This is a genomic window from Salarchaeum sp. III (assembly GCF_036418315.1).
Lineage (GTDB): Archaea > Halobacteriota > Halobacteria > Halobacteriales > Halobacteriaceae > Salarchaeum.
This window is the reverse complement of the sequence record NZ_JAZHPG010000026.1, coordinates 272,580-290,226: the sequence shown is the minus strand read 5'-3', so window position 1 is coordinate 290,226 and position 17,647 is coordinate 272,580. Positions and strand designations below refer to the sequence as shown.

Annotated in this window: 22 protein-coding genes and 2 tRNA genes; 12 read left to right on the top strand and 12 right to left on the bottom strand. The window is 68.6% G+C overall.

Annotated elements, in window-relative coordinates:
* Window positions 1-41 precede the first annotated feature (41 nt).
* The gene (locus U3A55_RS10335) at window positions 42-260 is read left to right on the top strand and encodes a hypothetical protein (protein ID WP_330991423.1); all 219 of its coding nucleotides are present in this window, start codon (window positions 42-44) and stop codon (window positions 258-260) included.
* A gap of 48 nt (window positions 261-308) precedes the next feature.
* On the top strand, window positions 309-632 hold the full coding sequence (locus tag U3A55_RS10330) for a DUF5785 family protein (RefSeq protein WP_330991422.1): 324 nt from the start codon (window positions 309-311) through the stop codon (window positions 630-632).
* Between the two features lie 2 nt (window positions 633-634).
* Here the strand turns inward: U3A55_RS10330 and udk are convergent, their stop codons facing one another.
* Complete coding sequence (udk, locus tag U3A55_RS10325) at window positions 635-1,291, bottom strand: uridine kinase (RefSeq protein ID WP_330991421.1); 657 nt, start codon at window positions 1,289-1,291, stop codon at window positions 635-637.
* A gap of 123 nt (window positions 1,292-1,414) precedes the next feature.
* Here udk and U3A55_RS10320 point away from each other — a divergent pair, with 123 nt between their 5' ends.
* The gene (locus U3A55_RS10320; protein ID WP_330991420.1) at window positions 1,415-1,966 is read left to right on the top strand and encodes a CBS domain-containing protein; all 552 of its coding nucleotides are present in this window, start codon (window positions 1,415-1,417) and stop codon (window positions 1,964-1,966) included.
* On the opposite strand, the gene U3A55_RS10315 is transcribed toward U3A55_RS10320, so the two are convergent.
* Entirely contained in the window at window positions 1,963-3,507 is a 1,545-nt protein-coding gene (locus U3A55_RS10315) for a molybdopterin-dependent oxidoreductase (protein ID WP_330991419.1), read from the bottom strand. The two genes, U3A55_RS10320 and U3A55_RS10315, sit on opposite strands and share 4 nt — an antisense overlap.
* Window positions 3,508-3,573: 66 nt before the next feature.
* On the opposite strand from U3A55_RS10315, the gene U3A55_RS10310 reads away from it, so the two are divergent.
* The 3 genes from U3A55_RS10310 (at window position 3,574) to U3A55_RS10300 (ending at window position 5,343) form a co-directional block, all read left to right on the top strand.
* A complete protein-coding gene (locus tag U3A55_RS10310) occupies window positions 3,574-4,776 on the top strand; it encodes a phosphoglycerate kinase (protein WP_330991418.1) in 1,203 nt (400 codons plus the stop codon).
* Window positions 4,773-5,264 (top strand): GNAT family N-acetyltransferase, encoded by a 492-nt coding sequence (locus U3A55_RS10305; RefSeq protein WP_330991417.1) that lies wholly within the window; start codon window positions 4,773-4,775, stop codon window positions 5,262-5,264. Before U3A55_RS10310 ends, U3A55_RS10305 begins: the two co-directional genes overlap by 4 nt.
* 5 nt (window positions 5,265-5,269) lie before the next feature.
* Window positions 5,270-5,343, top strand: a tRNA-Thr gene (locus U3A55_RS10300).
* 268 nt (window positions 5,344-5,611) lie between these two features.
* On the opposite strand, the gene U3A55_RS10295 is transcribed toward U3A55_RS10300, so the two are convergent.
* Both U3A55_RS10295 and U3A55_RS10290 read right to left on the bottom strand, forming a co-directional pair.
* Window positions 5,612-6,685 (bottom strand): hypothetical protein, encoded by a 1,074-nt coding sequence (locus U3A55_RS10295; protein WP_330991416.1) that lies wholly within the window; start codon window positions 6,683-6,685, stop codon window positions 5,612-5,614.
* Entirely contained in the window at window positions 6,682-6,864 is a 183-nt protein-coding gene (locus U3A55_RS10290) for a DUF4177 domain-containing protein (RefSeq protein WP_330991415.1), read from the bottom strand. Before U3A55_RS10290 ends, U3A55_RS10295 begins: the two co-directional genes overlap by 4 nt.
* 94 nt (window positions 6,865-6,958) lie before the next feature.
* Here U3A55_RS10290 and U3A55_RS10285 point away from each other — a divergent pair, with 94 nt between their 5' ends.
* From U3A55_RS10285 to U3A55_RS10270, 4 genes are read left to right on the top strand one after another with little or no spacing between them, the layout of a single operon-like run.
* Window positions 6,959-7,756, top strand: a complete 798-nt coding sequence (locus tag U3A55_RS10285) for an aldo/keto reductase (RefSeq protein ID WP_330991414.1) — start codon at window positions 6,959-6,961, stop codon at window positions 7,754-7,756.
* A 39-nt stretch (window positions 7,757-7,795) separates the two neighbouring features.
* The gene (locus U3A55_RS10280; protein ID WP_330991413.1) at window positions 7,796-8,815 is read left to right on the top strand and encodes a DUF5784 family protein; all 1,020 of its coding nucleotides are present in this window, start codon (window positions 7,796-7,798) and stop codon (window positions 8,813-8,815) included.
* Between the two features lie 25 nt (window positions 8,816-8,840).
* Entirely contained in the window at window positions 8,841-11,210 is a 2,370-nt protein-coding gene (locus U3A55_RS10275) for an ATP-dependent DNA helicase (protein ID WP_330991412.1), read from the top strand.
* Between the two features lie 27 nt (window positions 11,211-11,237).
* On the top strand, window positions 11,238-11,408 hold the full coding sequence (locus U3A55_RS10270) for an HEWD family protein (RefSeq protein WP_330991411.1): 171 nt from the start codon (window positions 11,238-11,240) through the stop codon (window positions 11,406-11,408).
* Here U3A55_RS10270 and U3A55_RS10265 read toward each other — a convergent pair.
* Window positions 11,386-11,601 (bottom strand): TrmB family transcriptional regulator, encoded by a 216-nt coding sequence (locus U3A55_RS10265; RefSeq protein ID WP_330991410.1) that lies wholly within the window; start codon window positions 11,599-11,601, stop codon window positions 11,386-11,388. The two genes, U3A55_RS10270 and U3A55_RS10265, sit on opposite strands and share 23 nt — an antisense overlap.
* Window positions 11,602-11,692: 91 nt before the next feature.
* On the opposite strand from U3A55_RS10265, the gene U3A55_RS10260 reads away from it, so the two are divergent.
* The gene (locus U3A55_RS10260; RefSeq protein WP_442978297.1) at window positions 11,693-12,193 is read left to right on the top strand and encodes an acyltransferase; all 501 of its coding nucleotides are present in this window, start codon (window positions 11,693-11,695) and stop codon (window positions 12,191-12,193) included.
* On the opposite strand, the gene U3A55_RS10255 is transcribed toward U3A55_RS10260, so the two are convergent.
* The 5 genes from U3A55_RS10255 to U3A55_RS10235 form a co-directional block, all read right to left on the bottom strand.
* The gene (locus U3A55_RS10255; RefSeq protein ID WP_330991408.1) at window positions 12,190-12,960 is read right to left on the bottom strand and encodes a mechanosensitive ion channel domain-containing protein; all 771 of its coding nucleotides are present in this window, start codon (window positions 12,958-12,960) and stop codon (window positions 12,190-12,192) included. The two genes, U3A55_RS10260 and U3A55_RS10255, sit on opposite strands and share 4 nt — an antisense overlap.
* Complete coding sequence (dacZ, locus tag U3A55_RS10250; RefSeq protein WP_330991407.1) at window positions 12,960-13,772, bottom strand: diadenylate cyclase DacZ; 813 nt, start codon at window positions 13,770-13,772, stop codon at window positions 12,960-12,962. The genes U3A55_RS10255 and dacZ overlap by 1 nt, the downstream gene beginning before the upstream one ends.
* Window positions 13,773-13,835: 63 nt before the next feature.
* Window positions 13,836-14,672, bottom strand: a complete 837-nt coding sequence (locus U3A55_RS10245; RefSeq protein ID WP_330991406.1) for an NAD(P)/FAD-dependent oxidoreductase — start codon at window positions 14,670-14,672, stop codon at window positions 13,836-13,838.
* A gap of 1 nt (window position 14,673) precedes the next feature.
* Window positions 14,674-15,840: an ABC transporter substrate-binding protein gene (locus U3A55_RS10240; protein ID WP_330991405.1), complete on the bottom strand. Its 1,167-nt coding sequence runs from the start codon at window positions 15,838-15,840 to the stop codon at window positions 14,674-14,676.
* 337 nt (window positions 15,841-16,177) lie between these two features.
* Window positions 16,178-16,262 (bottom strand) — tRNA-Leu (locus U3A55_RS10235).
* An 82-nt stretch (window positions 16,263-16,344) separates the two neighbouring features.
* On the opposite strand from U3A55_RS10235, the gene U3A55_RS10230 reads away from it, so the two are divergent.
* Window positions 16,345-16,653, top strand: coding sequence for a transcription initiation factor IIB family protein (locus tag U3A55_RS10230; RefSeq protein WP_330991404.1), 309 nt, complete (start codon window positions 16,345-16,347; stop codon window positions 16,651-16,653).
* A 1-nt stretch (window position 16,654) separates the two neighbouring features.
* On the opposite strand, the gene U3A55_RS10225 is transcribed toward U3A55_RS10230, so the two are convergent.
* Window positions 16,655-17,146, bottom strand: coding sequence for a phosphopantetheine adenylyltransferase (locus tag U3A55_RS10225; protein WP_330991403.1), 492 nt, complete (start codon window positions 17,144-17,146; stop codon window positions 16,655-16,657).
* A 25-nt stretch (window positions 17,147-17,171) separates the two neighbouring features.
* Entirely contained in the window at window positions 17,172-17,645 is a 474-nt protein-coding gene (locus tag U3A55_RS10220) for a helix-turn-helix domain-containing protein (protein ID WP_330991402.1), read from the bottom strand.
* Window positions 17,646-17,647 lie beyond the last annotated feature (2 nt).

The window sequence follows — 17,647 nt, the reverse complement described above, 5'->3', positions numbered from 1 at the left end:
CCGATGATTACGGCTAAGGGTCTCGGGGGAGAGACGCGAGTATGGACTGGCGAACTCTGGCGGGCGCGCTCGCGGTGCTCAGTATTCTCGCGGGCGCGGTCGGCGCGGTAGTGTCGCTCGGAACGAACACGCTCGGCGCCCCGTCGGGGTACACGGTCGCGGCCGCGGGCGCGACGCTCGCGGTCGCGTGGGGCGGCGTCTTCGTCGCCGCGCTCGTGGGCGCGGGGAGTGCGGCGACGAAGACGACGCCGTACTGGTAGCGTCCCGCGAAAGATGGCTTTTTGACCCCCGGCGTCGAACCCGTGCGTATGGACGACATGTACGACCCGTCGGGCCGGGACTGGCCGCACGACCCGGACGGCGAGGAGGGTAGCGAGGGCGGACGCCAGTACGGGATGGCGGTCCTGTCGAAGAAGGTGGACGAGGAAGAGGACTTCCCGCTCCAGAAGGACGCGTTCGTCGAGGAGTACGGTGACGACCCCGTCCGTATCAACTACGAGAAGGTCGTCTCCGTCGAGGAGGTCTTCGAGCACGTCGAACCCGAGGAGTTCGAGACGAAGGTGGAGTTCTGGAAGAAGGTCGGTGACGGGATGCGTGCGGGCGACCTCTGGGAGTTCCAGCCGAGCGCGTAGGTCTATAGCTGGTTTTCGGCTTCGCGGGCGGCCCACTCGGCGAACGCGCCCGTTTCCGCTTGCACTTTCTCCTCGAGGAGGTTCACCGCGACGGAGTTCGCGCCCTCGGGGATGATGATGTCGGCGTTCTTCTTCGTCGGTTCGACGAACTGCTCGTGCATCGGTTTGACCGTGGAGAGGTACTGGTCCATCACGCCTTCGAGTTCGCGGCCGCGTTCGAGCACGTCCCGGTCGATGCGGCGGAGGATGCGCACGTCGGCGTCGGTTTCGACGTAGATGTGGAGGTCGAGCATGTCGTTCACGCGGTCGTCGTAGAGCGCGAGAATCCCCTCGAGAACGATGACGTCCGTGGGTTCGACGGTGACGCGTTCGTCCTGCCGGAGGTGTTCGCTGAAGTCGTACTGCGGCATCTCGACGGCCTGCCCGGAGAGGAGGCTGTCGAGGTGACTGCGGAGGAGGGGCCACTCGAACGCGTCGGGGTGGTCGTAGTTGGCGTCCGCGCGCTCCTCGAAGCTCATGTGGCTGAGGTCCTCGTAGTAGTTGTCGAGGGGGACGCGGGTGACGGCTTCGCCGACGTTCTCCGTGATTTCGCGGGCGACGGTCGTCTTCCCCGCGCCCGTTCCGCCAGCGATGCCGATGGCGAACGAGGGAATGGTCATCACTCACTGGGAGTCCGGACTGGCGTTTACAGTCTTCGGCTTGGCTTCGCGCCCGGTATGGCGTGCCACGCGCCTAAGGCTGTCGGGGAAACGGTTTAGTCCCGATGTGTGATAGGGACTAGCATGAACTCGTTGCCCGTGCGGGAGGTGATGGACCGCGACTACGTCGGCGTGAGCGAATCGGATAGCCTCCACGCCGCCGTGCGAACCATTCGGGAGGCCGACGCGACCGGCGCGCTCGTCCTCCGCGGCGGCGACGCCGTGGGCTACCTCTCGACGAGCGACGTGCTCGACCACCTCGCGGACGCGGGCGGGCTCGACGGCGCCGTCGGGGACGCGATGACCGACGTGCCGCCGTCCCTCCGCCCCGAAGCCGCCGTTGCGGACGCGGCTACGCGCCTCACTGCGGCCGATACCTCCCACGTCGTCGTCGCCAACGGCGAGGGCATCCTCGGGCTCGTCGACGCCACCGACCTCGTCCGCGCCGGACCCGACCCCGCCGCACCCCCCGCGGGCGACGAGACGCCGGACGCGGCGGCGCAGCCGGACGATCGGGTCGGCGAGCGCGACGACGCGTACTCCCCGCGGAGCGTTTGCGAGGTCTGCGGCTCGCTCGCGGACGGGCTCTCGAACGTGAACGGCCAGCTCGTCTGTGCGGACTGCCGAACGGTCTAGACGGTTCTCGACACCCAGCCGGTCGCGCCCCGCGGATACGGCTCGCGGTACTCCCGGGGCTGCACGGCGCCCGTACCGTCGACCGCGCGAACCACGACCTCGTGCTCCGTGCCGGGTTCGTCGTACGCGAACCGCCAGCCCCGCCACGCGTCCGCCGCCCGCCCGCGGAGCGTCGGGTTCTCCGCGTCGGCGGGGACGCGTCCCGGGAGCGGGTCGGTGAGTTCCGCCACCCCCCAGGTCGCTCCGCCGTCCGTCGACACCTCGACGCGCTCGATGCTGCGCGTTCCCGCGTACGCGTGCCCGGCGACCTCGATTCGCCCGCCGTCGCGGTTGACCGCGTGGAGTTTCGCGACGGTGTTCACGGGGCCGGTGCCGTGCCAGCCGCGCTTCTCCCAGTAGCCCTCGACCGGCGTCTCGGTGACTTCGAGTTCCGTCACCCACTTCACGTTCACCTCGCCCCAGTGCCCCGGGACGAGGACGCGGGCGGGAGCGCCGTGCTCGCGCGGGAGCGGGAGGCCGTTCATCCCGAACGCGAGCAGGCCATCCTCGACGGCCGAAAGCGGCACCTCCATGTAGAAGCCGTCCTTCGCGCGCAGTACGACACAGCACGCGTCCTCGGTGAGGCCGGCGTCGTCCAGGAGTTCCCGGACGGGGATGCCCGTCCAGAGCGCGGTGTCGAGTTTCGTGCCGTTCAGCGGGTCGCTCACGCAGCGCAGCGTCACGAACCGGTGTTCCGTCGGGAACGACCGGACGTCCGCGAGGTCGTGCGAGCGCTCCGTTTCCACCGCGCCGGTGACGTCGAGCGTCCAGCCGTCCCGGTCCGGCGTCGGGTTCACCGCGTTGATGTCGACCTCGTAGAACTCCCTGCTGACGAGCGGGTCGAGCCCGTCCACGTCGAACGACGCCGCGAGCGCGCGGTCGAGCAGCCGTCCCTCCGTTCCGGTTTGCGCCGCCCGCGCCTCCTCGTCGGTCGTCCCATTCGGCGCGCCCGGCGAGCCGACGACCCAGCCCCCGAGAGAGAGGCCTGTGGCGCTCAGCACGCTCGCGAGGACCGACCGCCTGTCGCCGTCCACCCCGCCAGGTTTCGGCGGGCGGAGCCGGGACGCGGCGACGGGAATGGTCGCGCCGACGGCCGCGGCGAGCGCGGACCCGAGCGCGCCGACCACTCCCCAGCCGACCAGGAGTGTCGCCGCGGCGACGAACGGTTCGGCGGGGAGCGCGAACCGACCGGCGGTCTCCCGCGCGAGTGCGACGACCGCGGCGTAGAGCGCGCCGACCCCGGCGAGCGCGCACGCCAGCACGAGCGACTGCGCGATGCTTCCGAGCGACTGGATGCCGACGCGGACGAGCACGGCCGGCGCGGCGTCCACGAACGCGGAGGCGACCGGCGCCGCGACGAACTGCGGGGTTCGACCCGCGAACCCGTACGACGCGGCGAGCGCCCCGACGCCGGCCGTCGCGGCGATACCGAGGCTGGTCGCGCGCGTCCGACACGCCCCCGTCGCCCGCGCCACCACGCCCATATCGTGCCAGTCTTTCACACGGTCGCGTGAAGCGTCTTTCGCCAAAGGCAACGCATATACGGACTCCGGAGTAGGCTTCGGTTGATGGCGATTCGGACTCTCGACGACCTCGACGCCGCCGGGACGACGGTCGGCGTGCGCGTCGACATTAACAGCCCGCTCGCGAACGACCGCTCGCTCGCGGACGACGCCCGCCTGCGCGCGCACGTCGAGACGCTCGACGAACTCCTCGACCGCGGCGCCCGCGTCGCCGTGCTCGCCCACCAGGGCCGCCCCGGCGGCGACGAGTTCGCCCGCCTCGAACCCCACGCCGCCCGCCTCGACGAACTCCTCGCGGGGCCGGTGTCGTACTGCGACGCCACCTTCACCGTCGGCGCGCGCGACGCCGTCGAGGCGCTGGACGACGGCGAGGCCGTTCTCCTCGAGAACACGCGGTTCTACAGCGAGGAGTACATGGAGTTCGACCCCGAGCGCGCGAGCGAGACGTTCCTCGTCGAGCGACTCTCGCCCGCGCTCGACGCGTACGTGAACGACGCGTTCGCCGCCGCACACCGCAGTCAGCCGAGCCTCGTCGGCTTCCCGCCCGTTCTCGACGCGTACGCGGGCCGTGTGATGGAGACCGAACTCGACGTGCTCGGGAGCGTGAACGACCAGCCCGACCCCCGTGTCGACATCGTCGGCGGCGCGAAGGTCGCGGACTCCATCGACGTCGTGCGGCACGTGCTCGAACACGACCTCGCGACCGAAGTCCTCACCACGGGCGTCGTCGCGAACGTCTTCATGCTCGCCGCGAGCGTCGACATCGGGGACGCGAGCGCCGCGTTCGTCCGCGAGGAAGGCTACTGGGATCAGGTCGAACGCGCCGCAACCCTCCTCGACGGCCACCGCGACCGTGTCCGCCTCCCGGTCGACGTGGCCGTCGAGCGCGACGGCGAACGCGTGGAACTCGACCGGGACACCCTCCCGCCCCGCGAGGGCGAGTCCGTGATGGATATCGGCCACGACACCATCGAGGCCTACTCCGAGGTCGTCGCGGACGCCGGCACGGTCGTCCTGAACGGCCCCGCTGGCGTGTTCGAGGACGACGTGTTCGCCGACGGCACCCGCGAACTTTTCACCGAGGTCGCGGAGTCGGACGCGTACAGCGTCGTCGGCGGCGGCGACAGCGCGGCCGCGATTCGACGGTTCGGTATCGACGGTTTCGACCACGTCAGCACGGGCGGCGGCGCCGCGCTCCGCATGCTCACCGGCGAACCGCTGCCCGCGGTCGACGCGCTCGACCAGTGACGACCGTCGATGACGCGACAACGGACGACCTCGACGCCCTCGCAGACCAGTGGGTCGCGCTCGTCGACGACCAGCGCCGCCACGGCACCCACCTGCTCGCCGCCGAGAACCGCGCGGCCGCACGGAACGTCCTCGGCCAGCGCATCGCCGCCGACCAACTCCGCGTCGCCCGCGACGGCGACGACTGTCTCGGGTTCGTCACGTTCTACCTCGAAGAGGGGCTCTACGACCAGGACGCCACCCGCGGCATCATCGAGAACGTCTACGTCGACCCCGACCACCGAACGCAGGGAATCGGTTCTCGACTCCTCGACGCCGCCGAAACGGCCCTCGAATCGCGCGGCGCTGACGCGCTCGCCATCGCCGTGATGGCCGACAACGACCGCGTCCGCCGACTCTACGAATCACGCGGGTACGCTCCCCACCGAGTCATTCTGGAGAAATCGGCGGAAAGCGATACCCACACAAACCCCGGGAGCCAACACTGACTCGCGCCAAGGGAGCTTGGGCGGTTCAAGCACTCGATTTGTAATCGAGAATTCGAGGGTTCAAATCCCTCCCTTGGCTTACGCGAACTCTTCGAGTTCGCGTCGTCCGTGCGGCGAGTCCTCGTGCTCGCCGCACGACCTCTCCGAGCGAGGAGAGCAACAGGTGGGATTCTGAACCAGGGAACGGAGCGTAGCGGAGTGACTGAGGTTCAAATCCCTCCCTTGGCTCGTACCTTTTTACGTCGTCGGGTGCGCTACGCGCACCACTCCTCGCAAAAAGCTACGCTAAAAACTCCCGCGCTCGCTTCGCTCACGCGGCGGGAGTACTGGGAGTTCCGCCGCGTCCCTTACCGCTGTGAGCGGCGGAGGATGAGGGGGCCGATTGCGAGGGTGCGTTTGGCGATGGTGGCAATGCGGGCGATGTAGGAGACGAGGAGGAGGAACGGGAAGACGGAGACGGTGAAGGCGGCTGCGACGAGCCAGAGGACGTTCCGGACGCCGAGCGTGGTGCCGGGGACGGGACCGGTGCCGAAGAAGCCGAGCATGCCGCCGGTGACGACGAGCGCGGGGATTGAGACGTAGAGGATGAGCTGGGAGAGGTCGATGAGCGACCACTGGAAGTAGAGCGTCTTGATGTGTTCGCGGGCGGGGCCGAACATCGAGAGTGCTGTGTGGAGTTCGTCCAGAAGCTGGTCAGCGTCGTCGCTGGCCTCCTCGGCGTACTCGTTCTGGAGGCGTTCGACCTGGAATATCTTCCAGCCGTAGTTGAAGTCGAGGGCGGCGTGGAGGACGCTGAATTCGCCGAACTGCGCGCCTTCGAGTTGGTCGCGGACGGCGTCCGCGTTCCCGGTGAGGCTGTCCGTGAATTCGTCTACTTCCTCGCGGAGGTCGTCGTCGTCGCTGCCGGCGACGGCGTCCCGGAGGGCTTCGGCGCGGCGCTGGGTTTCGTCGACGAGTGCGCGGAGGAACGCCGAAGGGTCAACGGGTGATGGGTGGCCGTACATCTCGCCGACGAACTCGCGGAAGTCCATCGTGTTGCTCATGCGGTCGTGTTGGTCGCCGAGCGGGCCGTTCTCCTGCGAGATGACGAGCTGGCTGATGGTGACAATGAGGGTGGTGCCGGTGATGATCGCGCCGAGCATCGTGGAGAAGATAGTGGCCTTGGTGTCGCCCGTGCCGAGGTTCGCCGCGAGGTCGTTCACGCTCCCGACCGCGACGAACGAGACGAACACGAAGGCGGCGAGCGCGCCCGCGACGAGGAGGCGGTTCGCGCTCAACAGCACGCGGAGTTTGATGCGGCTCTCGTTCGCGCGTTCACGCATCGTGTTCGCGGTGGAGATGTCGGCGGTGTCCTCGGCGGTCTCGATGTTCGTGTCGGACTCCGCGTCGGCGTCCACATCCCGGTCCGGTGACGTGCTCATCGCTCCACCGGGCGTTTGAGAACGAGGAACTTCGTTCCGCCGTCGGCGTAGTCGATGGTGCCGACGAGCTCCCAGCCGTCCGCGCCGAGTTCGTTCAATGCCGCTTTCGGGTCCTCCGCTTCCTTTTGCGTCGCGCCGCGTGGCGGCCGTAGCGTCTCGTACTCCCACTCCCGTGACATACGGACGGAAAGCCATGCAACCGGGAAATGCGTGGCGGCTACCGTGGAGTTCCGCGTGGCGAACGCTTACCACGCCGCGCGCAGAACGCCGCGTATGGACGACTCACTGAGTCCGGGACTGGGGACGTCGGGGAACGACGAGTTCGAGCAGTGCGCCGCGTCTGTGGAGGCGGCGCTCGAACTCGGCTACCGACACGTCGACACGGCGCAGATGTACGACAACGAGGCGGCGGTCGGCGAGGGCGTCGCGAGCGCGGACGTACCCCGGGAGGACGTGTTCGTCGCGACGAAGATTCATCCGGACAACCTCGCGCACGACGACGTGCTCGACACGTTCGCGGAGAGCCTCGACCGACTCGACATGGAGTACGTCGACCTGCTGTACGTGCACTGGCCGATGGGCGCGTACGACCCCGAGGGGACGCTGTCGGCGTTCGACGAGCTGTACGCGGACGGCCGCGTGGAGAACGTCGCGGTGTCGAACTTCTCGCCCGACCTGCTTTCGGAGGCGGTCGACCTGCTGGACGCGCCCGTGCTCGCGAACCAGTTCGAGTGCCACCCGTTCCTCCAGCAGGAGGAGTGGCGGGCCGCCTGTGAGGAACACGGCGTGACGCCGGTCGCGTACTGCCCCATCGCGCAGGGCGAGGTCGTCGGGCATCCCGTGCTCGAATCCATCGCGGACACCCACGACGCGACCGCCGCCCAAGTCTCACTGGCGTGGCTGGACGCGAAGGGCGTCGTCCCGATTCCGAAGGCGACCGGCGAACCCCACCTCCGGGAGAACTGGCACGCCCGTGACCTCGACCTCGCCGAGGGAGCGGTCGCGCGCATCGACGACATCGAGCGCGAGGAACGCCTCATCGACCCCGACGCGGCCCCGTGGAACCGGTAGACACGGAAGACTGAAACATCGACCCGGTCTACTTCTGGTGTGGCTCGGCCGCTCCGATTCAGGTACTCCGGCGAGGCGTGGAGCGACCAGCGGGTGCGCCGCGACATCCTCGAACCGCTCGACGACAACATCGGCGCGACCGAACGCGACCCGCGCTTCGACCCGCCGCCCGAGTTCCGGGCGCGCCGTTTCGAGATGGCGAACGGCGACCTCGCGCTGTTCGCGTGGCGGGCGGACGGACCGGGCGGATACTGGCTCGGGAACACGGAGACACCGAGCGCGCTCTGGCGCACCGACAAGCGCGACTTCGAGGACGCGCCCTACGCGATTTCGCGGTGGGCGCAACGCGAGTTCCTCGACACGCTCCTGGAGGCGGAGCCGTGGCTCGCGCCCTACCGGTATCTCGCGTGGTTCTTCCTGCCCGTGCTGTGTTCGAAGGACGGCCGGGAGACGACGCGAGCGTTCTTCCGCGAGCACGCCGCGGGATTCCCGGACGCGGACCGGGACGACGCGCTCTCGTTCTACGACGACTTCCTGAAGACGGGCGTATTTCAGGATGAGCGCCACGAGATGGCGGCGAAGCTCGGGACGAGCGCGGAGTTCGACCTCGTGCGGATGAGCGCGACGATGAGCGAGTTCAACGTCGCGTACGTCCTCACGGAGGCGGGCTACGACCTCACGCCCGAAATCGAGGTGTCGACGGGGCACTCGCTCGACTTCCGCGCGGACGACCCCGCGGGGAACGGCGTGCTGGTGGAGGTGACGCGGCCGAACCCGCCGTCGCGGCGCGTCGCTGATTCGCCGATAGCGGCCGTGAAGGAGACGGTGGATACGAAGACGCGCGGGCAGTTGCAGGCGCACGGCGGGGGTGCGGTGCTGTTCGTGGACTGTTCGAGTTTCCGCGATGACGACTGGCAGCGCGTGCTCGGGGAGCGCCCCGACGTGGGGCATCGGCCCGCGGTCGTGTTCCGGTTGCGGCCGGACGGCTCGCTCTCCGGGTACGCGAAGGGACGCGTTCCGCTCGACGTGGACTTCGTGCTGGAATCCGCGACTTCTTAGGTGAAGCGGCCCCAGCCGTGAGTAGATGAGTGAGTCCGCCTGGGAGTCCGTGTTCGGGTTCGAGGAGCCGTACGCGAACCAGGCGGACGCGATAGAGACCGCAATCGAGGTCGGGAAGCGACGCGGATTTCTCGCGATGGAGGGACCGTGCGGGACGGGGAAGACGATGGCCGCGTTGACCGCGGGCGCGACGCTCGTCCGGGAGACGAGTCGGTTCGAGCGCGTGCTCGTCGTCACGCCCGTGAAACAGCAACTCCAGCAGTTCGTCGACGACCTCCGCGCGATGAACGCCGACCTGGACGAGCCGATGAACGGCGTGTCGCTCGTGGGGAAGCGCGACCTCTGTCCGTACGGCCGCGAGGACGTGTTCCCGCGGGACGCGAGCACGCACGAGCGCTGCGACGACCTCCGGGAGAACACGGCCGCGCTCGTGGAGGGTGGCGAGGGGTCGACGCGCGGCACGACGACGGGCGAGGCGACCGCCGCGCTCCGGCCCGAGGACGCCCTCGAAGACGCGTGGTGGGACGCCGGGACGGCGCGCCGGCTCGCCCGCGACGCGCGCCACGACGACCCGGAGACGCTCTCCGGCGCGCTCGCAACTGCGGGTGCGGAATCGCCGTACGTCCGCCACCAGCCGAGCGCGCCCGACGAAGTCAGCGACGAGGACACGCTCTACTGTCCGTTCGAGGCGGACTGGTACGGCCGCGAGAAGGGGTCGCCGCTCGGGTTCGAGGACGCCGAAAACCACGTCGTCACCGTGGACGAACTCCTCCCGGGCGCCGTCGAGTACGGGACGTGCCCGCACCGCGCGCAGTCCGTCCTCCTCGAACACGCCGACGTGGTCGTCGGGAACTACAACCACCTCTTCGACCCCGGCACCCGCCCGCTCCTCGAAGGACTGCTCGACGAGGGGACGTTCGTCGTCGTGGACGAGGCTCACCGGATGGAAGAGCGCGTGCGCGACCTCCTGAGCGACCGCATCGGCCGACACACGCTCGTCCGCGCGCGAAACGACTTCCAGACGCTCCTCGGGTACGCCCGGCAGAGCCACGAGAACGAGCGCGAGTTCGACCAGAAGCTCGCGGACTACGGCGCGACCCTGGACGCCGTCGAGGACGCGAAGAACCTCGTGGACGACATCGTCGGCTGGCTCGACGACCGCGTCGAATCCCACCTGAGCACAGAGTACGGGACGCTCGACCCGGACCGGCTTCCCGAGCGCGACCTCGAAATCCCGCTGCGGGACCCGGAGACGAACGAGGTGGACGACCTCACGGAGTGGGCGGAGGAGTCGGGGTACACGGGCGGGCTGTGGCGGTCGCTCGGCGAAGTCGGGTCCGCCGTCGAAGCCGTGCTGAACGAGGGCGACAACGACCGCCAGTGTGTCTGCACCGCGGTCGGCCAACTCCTCGGCGCGTGGTGGGAGCGCGACCACGTCGGGTTCTTCCGGGAGATAGAACTCGAACACGCGCCCGCGGACGCCGGGTCGGTCTCCCGGACGTACGAGCAGGCGTACACGCCCGCGCTCGTGACGTTCAACTGCATGCCCGGCGACCAGATTCGGGACGTGCTCGAGGAGGTCGGCGGCGGCGTGCTGATGAGCGCGACGCTCGAACCAATCGACGTGTTCCGCGAGGTCGTCGGCCTCGACGCGCTCGCCGAGACTGAGGACCGCCCCGTCGTGGAGCGCACGTACGACATGGTGTTCCCGGAGTCGAATCGTGCGAGTTTCGTCGTGGATGCCGCGCCGTTCACGCGCACCAACCGGGGTGAACCCGGCGAATCCACGAGAACCCGCGACCAGTACGAGTACGTTCTGCGCACGGTCGCGCGCAGCCCGGGGAACGTGCTCGTCTGCATGCCGAACTACCGGGAGGCGGCGTGGGCGGGCGAGTACCTCGCGGACGCCGTGGAGAAGGACGTGCTCGTGGATTCGAGTTCGTCGAACGAGGCGACGGACGACCTGAAGGCCGAGTTCTTCGCGGGAGACGGGAAGGTACTCGTCACGAGCACGCGCGGGACGCTGACGGAGGGCGTTGACTACGACGGCGAGAAACTCGCGGCGTGCCTCGTGGTCGGGATTCCGCTCGTGAACATTGGGTCGCCGCGGGTGCGCGCGGTCCGCCACGCGTACGGCGACGCGTTCGGCGAGGAGAAGGCGTTCGAGTACGCGCTCACCGTGCCCGCGGTCCGGCGCTCCCGGCAAGCCATCGGCCGCGTCATCCGGGGGCGCGACGAGGTCGGGGTGCGCGTGCTCGCGGGCCGGCGGTACGTCGAGGGCGCGCGGCACTCCGTCCACGAGTACCTCTCGCCGGAGGAGCGCGCGGAGTTCGTGCGGATGACCCCCGAGTTCCTCGGCGACCAGCTCGACGCGTTCTGGCGCGACCACAAGTAACGTGGTCCTCGGGCACGTACCGCGCGTATGGTCGAACTCAGGACGCCCGATGAGCGGTCGTGTCTCCGCTGCGGGCGACGCGAGGTATGGGACGAGGACGCCGGCGCGTGGCAGGTCGGCGGCGACGAGGTCGGGGACGTGTACTGCATCCACGACTGGGACGTGACGGGCGAGTTCACGCCGGTCGCGAAGCCGTAGCGAACCCCTCGTTCGTCCGCCGGACGTGCCCCGTCTCGCGGAGCGACCGTAGGACGGTGAGGAGCGTGAGCTGTGAGAGGTCGAGCGCCGTCTGGAGGTCGGCGAGCGACGCGGTTCCTTCCGTTCTGAGGTAGAGGTAGACGAGTTTTCCGCGCGCCGACGACACGCCGTTCGGTATCTGTCGTTGACTCATTCGTCAGTCGGCGAAACGAGTACGACGAACATAAACACTAGCCTCGACGTTCGTCGAAACACGTGGGTTTTAGCGCGCGCGCCGCCTACGTGTGGACGTGACCGAGCGACGCCACGACCGCCTCGACCGCCACCCGACGGCGGGTCCGCGGAACTCCCTCCGGCACTGGCCGGACGCCGTCCACCCGCTCCGAGTGGCGCTCAACTACGCCGTCATCGTGCTCGCGCGCATCACGCCGAGCATGCGACTGAAGAACTGGCTCTACACGACGCTCCTCGGGATGACGGTCGAACCCGGCGCGTCGTGGGGGCTGGAGGCGACGCCGGACGTGTTCTGGCCGCACCTCATCACCGTGGAAGCGGACGCCATCGTCGGGTACGACGCGACGGTGCTCTGCCACGAATTCCTCCAGGACGAGTACCGCACGGGCGAGGTCGTCGTCGGCGAGCGCGCGATGATAGGCGCGGGCGCAATCGTTCTGCCGGGCGTCGAAATCGGTGCGGACGCGCAGGTCGCGGCGAACAGCCTCGTCGCCGAGGACGTCCCCGAGGGCGCGACAGTCGCGGGCGTCCCCGCGGAAGTCGTGGATTAGTCGATGACGCGGACGACGCCCGACCGAATCACGAGGTGGTTCGGAACGACGTACTCTGTGCCGTCGTCCTCGATGCGCGTGACGAACACGTCCACTTCCTGCACGAACCCCTCCATGTCCTCGACGCGAATCGTGTCCCCGATACCGTAGGGTTCCGTGAGAAGGAGGTAGAGCCCGGCGGCGCCCGCGGCGAGCAGGTCGCGGGTCGCGACGACAGTGAGGAGAACGGCGGCCGCGAGATACGCGGCGAACGCGACGACGAGCGCCATCGTGGCGACGCCGAGCTGGCTGAGCGCCACCAGCGCGGCGACGAACACGACGCTGTACCTGGCGGCGACGGGAAGCACGCCGATTTCGGGGAGCTTCACGCCGCGGAGGCGCTCGCTCACCGCGAGTTCGGCCTTGTCACCCGCGATGAGGCCGACAACGATTACGACGAGCGCGATGACGATGTTGGGTAGGTAGCCAGTCACTCGCACCCAGAGCGCTGTCGCGAGCAACGGATTCACGACGCGCAGCGCGAGGACGATGGCGACGCCGTAGATGACCCAGCCGGAGGTGCGGGCGACGAACGCCGTCGTCGTCGTGCCGAAGTTCCGGGCTGTGCGCTCGACGCTCGTCCCCTCGACGGCGTCACCGACGCCGAGCGCGTTCATCACGCGCTCGTTCATCCGGCGCGCGACCGCGCCCGTCACGAACCCGAGCGCGACGATGACGGCGGCGAGGATGTAGTCGTAGTTCTCCGCGACGAACTGGGAGACGTCCATCAGTACGCCTCCGGGTCGAGTTCGAGGACCAGTTCACCGCCCTTGAACGCGCGGACGAGCCCGTCGCTCTCCGAGAGCACGACGGAAACGGCGTTCGTGTCGCGCGTGATGGACGCCGCGGCCATGTGGCGGGTGCCGAGGCCCTTCGGGATGTCCACGCCCTCCGCGCTCGGTTCGAGGTAGCGGTACGCCGACGCGATTTTCCCCGAGTCCGTGATGACGAACGCGCCGTCCAACCGGGAGAACTCCTTCAACATCACGTTCACGATGGGGTCGCCGACGTGCACGTGACTCTTCTCGAACGGATTGTAGCTCAGGGGACGGCTCTTGTTCATCACCTTCCCGGCGTCCCCGACGACGAACAGCGCGCCGACGGGCTTTCCCTTCTGGCCCTTCCGGCCGAGCTCGATGACCACGTCGAGGACGTCCCGGATGACGCTCGGGTCCGCCCGGGAGTTCACGAACAGGTCGTAGATGCCGGAGTGCGCGGACTCGTCCGCCCGCACGCGGCTCATCGTGTCGATGTCGTCGCTGAACACGCTCGCCGCGCACCCGATTAGCTCGCCGTCCTCCACGAGACCGTTGTCGAGCGCGCCCTCGACGCCGAACCGCACGCGCTCCGTCACGTCCGCGAACTCGAGGGGGAGTTCGACGAACTCGTCCGCGCCGACCGAGTTCTCCTGCGCGACGACCACGACGTTCGTGTCCTCCAGCTCGGCCGCGCGCTCGTAGTACGACCCGCTCGGCGAGAACAGGAAGAGCACGTCGACGCCGTCCACGAGGTCGGTCGCGAGACCGGGGAGTGTACTCATTACTCCTACGTCGTGTGCGGGTTACGAAAAGGATTGTGGGGTGTCAGACGCCCGTCGAACGCCTCAGTCGTCGAGGTACGCGCGGATGCGGTCGTCGTCGATGTGCTCCAGCAGGCGGTCGTGCGCGCGCTCCCGCAGTTCCTCGACTTCGTCCGGACTGCGCCGGGTGGCGAACGCGTCGTCGATGTACTGCTCGCGCAGGTCGGCGTCCGCGTCGTCCGGCGTCCGGCCCTCGTACCACTCGCGCCAGCGCTCGCGCTCGCCCCAGTCGCCCGCGAACTCGGAGTCCGGGCGGAGCCAGTCGTAGTGCTCGCGCACGCCTTCCGGGTAGCCCTCGGTCGCGCGGTGGTCGGCGATGAGTTCGCGCGCGACGTGCGCGCCCGTCCCGGCGGCGATGATTGCCTGAGCGTTCCGCTCGCCCGCGGGCGCCGCGACGTACAGGCCGTCCACGCCCACGCGGCCGTCGCTGTCGGCGTACTCGGGGTCGAAGTGCTCGTGGGTCTCGCCGTCGTGTTCGTGCTCGTGGTACGCCTCGTCACCGAGAATCCCACGGAGGTAGCCGCCGTCGTACCACGCCGCCGCGAGGACGTACCGCGTCTCCACGCTCCGGCCTTCCTGGGTTTCCACGCGGAAGCCGTCCGCCGTCTCCGCGACCGACTCGACCATGTCGGGGACGAGGTCCGCGCCCGCCGTCTCGACGTGGTCGTGCAGGAGGTCGCGCAGCGTCTCCGTGTCGATGCCGCCGGGGAAGCCCGGGTAGTTCTCGACGAACGCCGCGCGCGCGAGCGCCGCGTTCCCGCGGTCGAACACCACCGTGTCGAGGCCGTAACGCGCCGTGAACACGCCCGCCGAACAGCCGGTCGGGCCGCCGCCGACCACGACCACGTCTCGGTCCGTCATCTCAGAACTCACCGTTCACGATGTCGGAGACGCGCCCGCGGTCGAACAGTTCCTCGTCCGCGTCGAACGTGTCCGGGAACAGCCCGCGCGCGGCGGTTTCGAGCTGGAACAGATGGATAATCGGGCCCTGATAGGTGAGGCCGCCGTAGAACACACGGCCGTCCTGGACGGCGGTGAGCCGGCTCGCCACCTCGTCCTCCTCCATGGGGGCGACGATGTTCTCCTGGAAGTACTCCTCGGAGATGTTCCCGGAGAGCCGGACGGCGATGGCGTCCGGGTCGATGTCGAGCAGGGTCTCGTAGTCGATGGTCGCGCCGCCCGCTTGCGCGTCCGTGACGCCCGCGGCGGCGAGCGCGTCGTCCACGCTGAGGTCGCGCCACTGCTTCGACGCCGTTCCTTCCCCGATAAGGTACGGGTAGAACGATTCCGGCGGCACGCCAGCCGGGTAGAGAAGCGCGATTTCGGGCGTCTCCTCGGGGATGCGGGACTGCACGTCCGCGACGACCTCGTCGTGGTAGGTCTTGAACGCCTCGTAGCGCTCGCGTTCCTGAAACACCTCCGCGAGCTTCTCGAACGCCTCGTAGAGCGAGTAGTACTCGTAGTCGTGCCAGTCGTACACCTGCGTGAAGATGGTGTTCCCGAAGAACGGCGCGACCCCGTTCGCTATCTCGTCCACGTCCGACTGCTCCCACTGCAGGCGGTTCACCATGAAGTTCGGGTCGATGACGTGGATGTCCGCGTCGACGGAGTAGAACACCTCCTTGCCGGTGCCGTCCTGGTAGAGCGTGGTGAGCGACTCCTTGTCGACGGAGACGCCGTCGAGTTCCGCGTAGTGGTGCGTGCCGTACCGCGACGGGACGCCGATGCCCGCGAGCCCGTCCGCCTGCCCGAGCGCCACGCCCATGTCGGCGTAGTCGCCCGTGTACGGCAGCCACGTTTCCGGCACCTCCTCGAACGTCACGTCCCCCACCGGCTCCATCGACACCGAGTACGACGTGTCCTCGGCCGTCGTGGTCTGCTCGGTCGTCGTTTCCGTTGTTGTCGTCGCGTCGGTCGTCGTCTCCGCGGTCGTGCCGTCGCCACTCTGACACCCGGCGAGCAGACCGGCCGCGACGAGTGCGCCACCGCCCTTCAGGACCGCTCGTCGACTCCGCTCTCTTTCAACCATACTGGTTTAGGCAAGCCTAAACACTAAAGGGTTTTCGAAACTTCGGCGAGCCTAAAACCTGGCTTCGAACCCGCTCACTCCGCATTCACTCCTCACGCGGTTCGCCGTAGAATACGCGGGACCGGATTCGAACTATCGGCAGACGTGCTCGCTCCGCTGCGCGCGCCTGACTGAGTTCGAATCCCTCCGGCGATTTTCACGCTCCTCACGACGCTCGTCGCGGAAAATGCGCGGGACCGGATTCGAACCACCGACGAGAAATACTCGCTCACGCCGTTCGCTGCGTGTTCCTCGTCAGGCCCGACCCGGCCTGCTCCCTCGTCGCTTCGCTCCTCAGTGCGCGGGACCGGATTCGAACCGGCGAAGGTCTACACCATAGCGTCCTAAGCGCTACGCCTTTGGCCTGGCTTGGCGACCCGCGCGCACTCCCCGGTAGCCGCGTCCGGCACAAGTACGTAACGCATCCCTCCGTGGGTTTAAATCCGGGAACGCCCAAACTCGGGTATGTACCGGGCGGGCGACGAGGTAGACCAGCGGGAGTGGCTCGCGGAACTCGACGCGGTCGCGGACAGACTCGAACTCGGGAGCGCCGCGCGGTCGAACGCCCGCGACATCTTCCTCTCCACGCTCCCCGACGAGGACCGCTCGAAGCAGGCGGCGCTCGCGGCGAGCGTGTACGCCGGCGCGCTCATCGCGGGCGACCAGCGCTCGCAATCACGGGTCGCCGACGCCGCGGACGTATCACGGCTCTCCGTGCAGGGAAAGTGGAAAACGCTGGTCGAGGAAGCCGGGTTCGACGCCCCCGACTGGTAGCTTACTGCTCCTGCGCTCGCCCCTCGCGCTCGGGAGTGACGTTGCCGTGTTCGTCTATTTCGCCCTTCACGATGCGCGTCGAGGAGATGGCGTCGCCGTCGTCGGCCGTCACGTGGTCGACGACCTCGATGTCGAGCGGGTCGAACCCGCGCTCCGCCCGGAGTTCGTTGATTCGCTCCGCGCCCGCCTCCGTCTCCGGCGAGACGATAAGCACGTCGAACTTCTCCTCCGTCGCCGCGATTCCCGTCGGTTCGTCGAGCCGCCGAATCTCGAACTCGCGGTCGTACTCGTCCGCGAACCGAGAAAGCTCCCGTTCGAGGTCGGCCTTCCGCTCGTCGAACGGCCGCACGTACCGGTCCTCGTTACGGGTCTTCGGCGCGAGGTCGTCACTCGTCAGTCCGACGGTAACGTCACCGAGTTCGAACGCTCGCTCGAAGAGCGCGCGATGGCCGTCGTGAATAGGGTCGAAAGTCCCGCCGAGGGCCACGTCCATACCCCGGGGGAAACGCCGCGCGCGTTTATCGGTTGGGGTTCTCCTGCTCCGCGTCCTCCGTCCCTTCGACCTCGATGTGGACGGGTTCGTTCTCGTCCTCTGCGTTTTCGTCCCCGCCCAGGTAGGTGTCGAGGTTGAACACGGTGTTCAGTTCGTCCTGCACGCGCCCGACGACGCCGCCGACGAGGTCGCTCGGCGCGATGGCCGTGTACTCGTAGGGGTTGTTCCCCGCGCCCTCGCTCTCCCGTTTCCGGCGCTCCACGGTCTCCTCCTCGTTCAGTTCCGCGAGCGCCTCCCGCACTGTGCTCGGGTAGAGGCCCGTTCCCTCCGCGATTTCCTCGCTCGTGCTGTTGGGGTGCTGGCGGAGGTAGACGTAGATTTTCGCGCGCGTCTCCGTGTCGAGCACCCACGAGAGGATGTTCACCACTCTGTCGTCGAACCCGGCCTTCGCTCGGTCCCGGGCGTTCCGGGAGTCCTCGCTGTCGTCTGAATCAGACATGT

Coding starts and splice junctions, on each gene's coding strand:
- U3A55_RS10335 (WP_330991423.1), top strand. CDS start 42: ATGGACTGGCGAACTCTGGCGGGCGCGCTCGCGGTGCTCAGTATTCTC.
- U3A55_RS10285 (WP_330991414.1), top strand. CDS start 6,959: ATGGACGACTCACTGAGTCCGGGACTGGGGACGTCGGGGAACGACGAG.
- U3A55_RS10255 (WP_330991408.1), bottom strand. CDS start 12,960: ATGGACGTCTCCCAGTTCGTCGCGGAGAACTACGACTACATCCTCGCC.
- U3A55_RS10275 (WP_330991412.1), top strand. CDS start 8,841: ATGAGTGAGTCCGCCTGGGAGTCCGTGTTCGGGTTCGAGGAGCCGTAC.
- U3A55_RS10240 (WP_330991405.1), bottom strand. CDS start 15,840: ATGGTTGAAAGAGAGCGGAGTCGACGAGCGGTCCTGAAGGGCGGTGGC.
- U3A55_RS10290 (WP_330991415.1), bottom strand. CDS start 6,864: ATGTCACGGGAGTGGGAGTACGAGACGCTACGGCCGCCACGCGGCGCG.
- udk (WP_330991421.1), bottom strand. CDS start 1,291: ATGACCATTCCCTCGTTCGCCATCGGCATCGCTGGCGGAACGGGCGCG.
- dacZ (WP_330991407.1), bottom strand. CDS start 13,772: ATGAGTACACTCCCCGGTCTCGCGACCGACCTCGTGGACGGCGTCGAC.
- U3A55_RS10230 (WP_330991404.1), top strand. CDS start 16,345: ATGTACCGGGCGGGCGACGAGGTAGACCAGCGGGAGTGGCTCGCGGAA.
- U3A55_RS10295 (WP_330991416.1), bottom strand. CDS start 6,685: ATGAGCACGTCACCGGACCGGGATGTGGACGCCGACGCGGAGTCCGAC.
- U3A55_RS10270 (WP_330991411.1), top strand. CDS start 11,238: ATGGTCGAACTCAGGACGCCCGATGAGCGGTCGTGTCTCCGCTGCGGG.
- U3A55_RS10265 (WP_330991410.1), bottom strand. CDS start 11,601: ATGAGTCAACGACAGATACCGAACGGCGTGTCGTCGGCGCGCGGAAAA.
- U3A55_RS10225 (WP_330991403.1), bottom strand. CDS start 17,146: ATGGACGTGGCCCTCGGCGGGACTTTCGACCCTATTCACGACGGCCAT.
- U3A55_RS10310 (WP_330991418.1), top strand. CDS start 3,574: ATGGCGATTCGGACTCTCGACGACCTCGACGCCGCCGGGACGACGGTC.
- U3A55_RS10245 (WP_330991406.1), bottom strand. CDS start 14,672: ATGACGGACCGAGACGTGGTCGTGGTCGGCGGCGGCCCGACCGGCTGT.
- U3A55_RS10320 (WP_330991420.1), top strand. CDS start 1,415: ATGAACTCGTTGCCCGTGCGGGAGGTGATGGACCGCGACTACGTCGGC.
- U3A55_RS10330 (WP_330991422.1), top strand. CDS start 309: ATGGACGACATGTACGACCCGTCGGGCCGGGACTGGCCGCACGACCCG.
- U3A55_RS10220 (WP_330991402.1), bottom strand. CDS start 17,645: ATGTCTGATTCAGACGACAGCGAGGACTCCCGGAACGCCCGGGACCGA.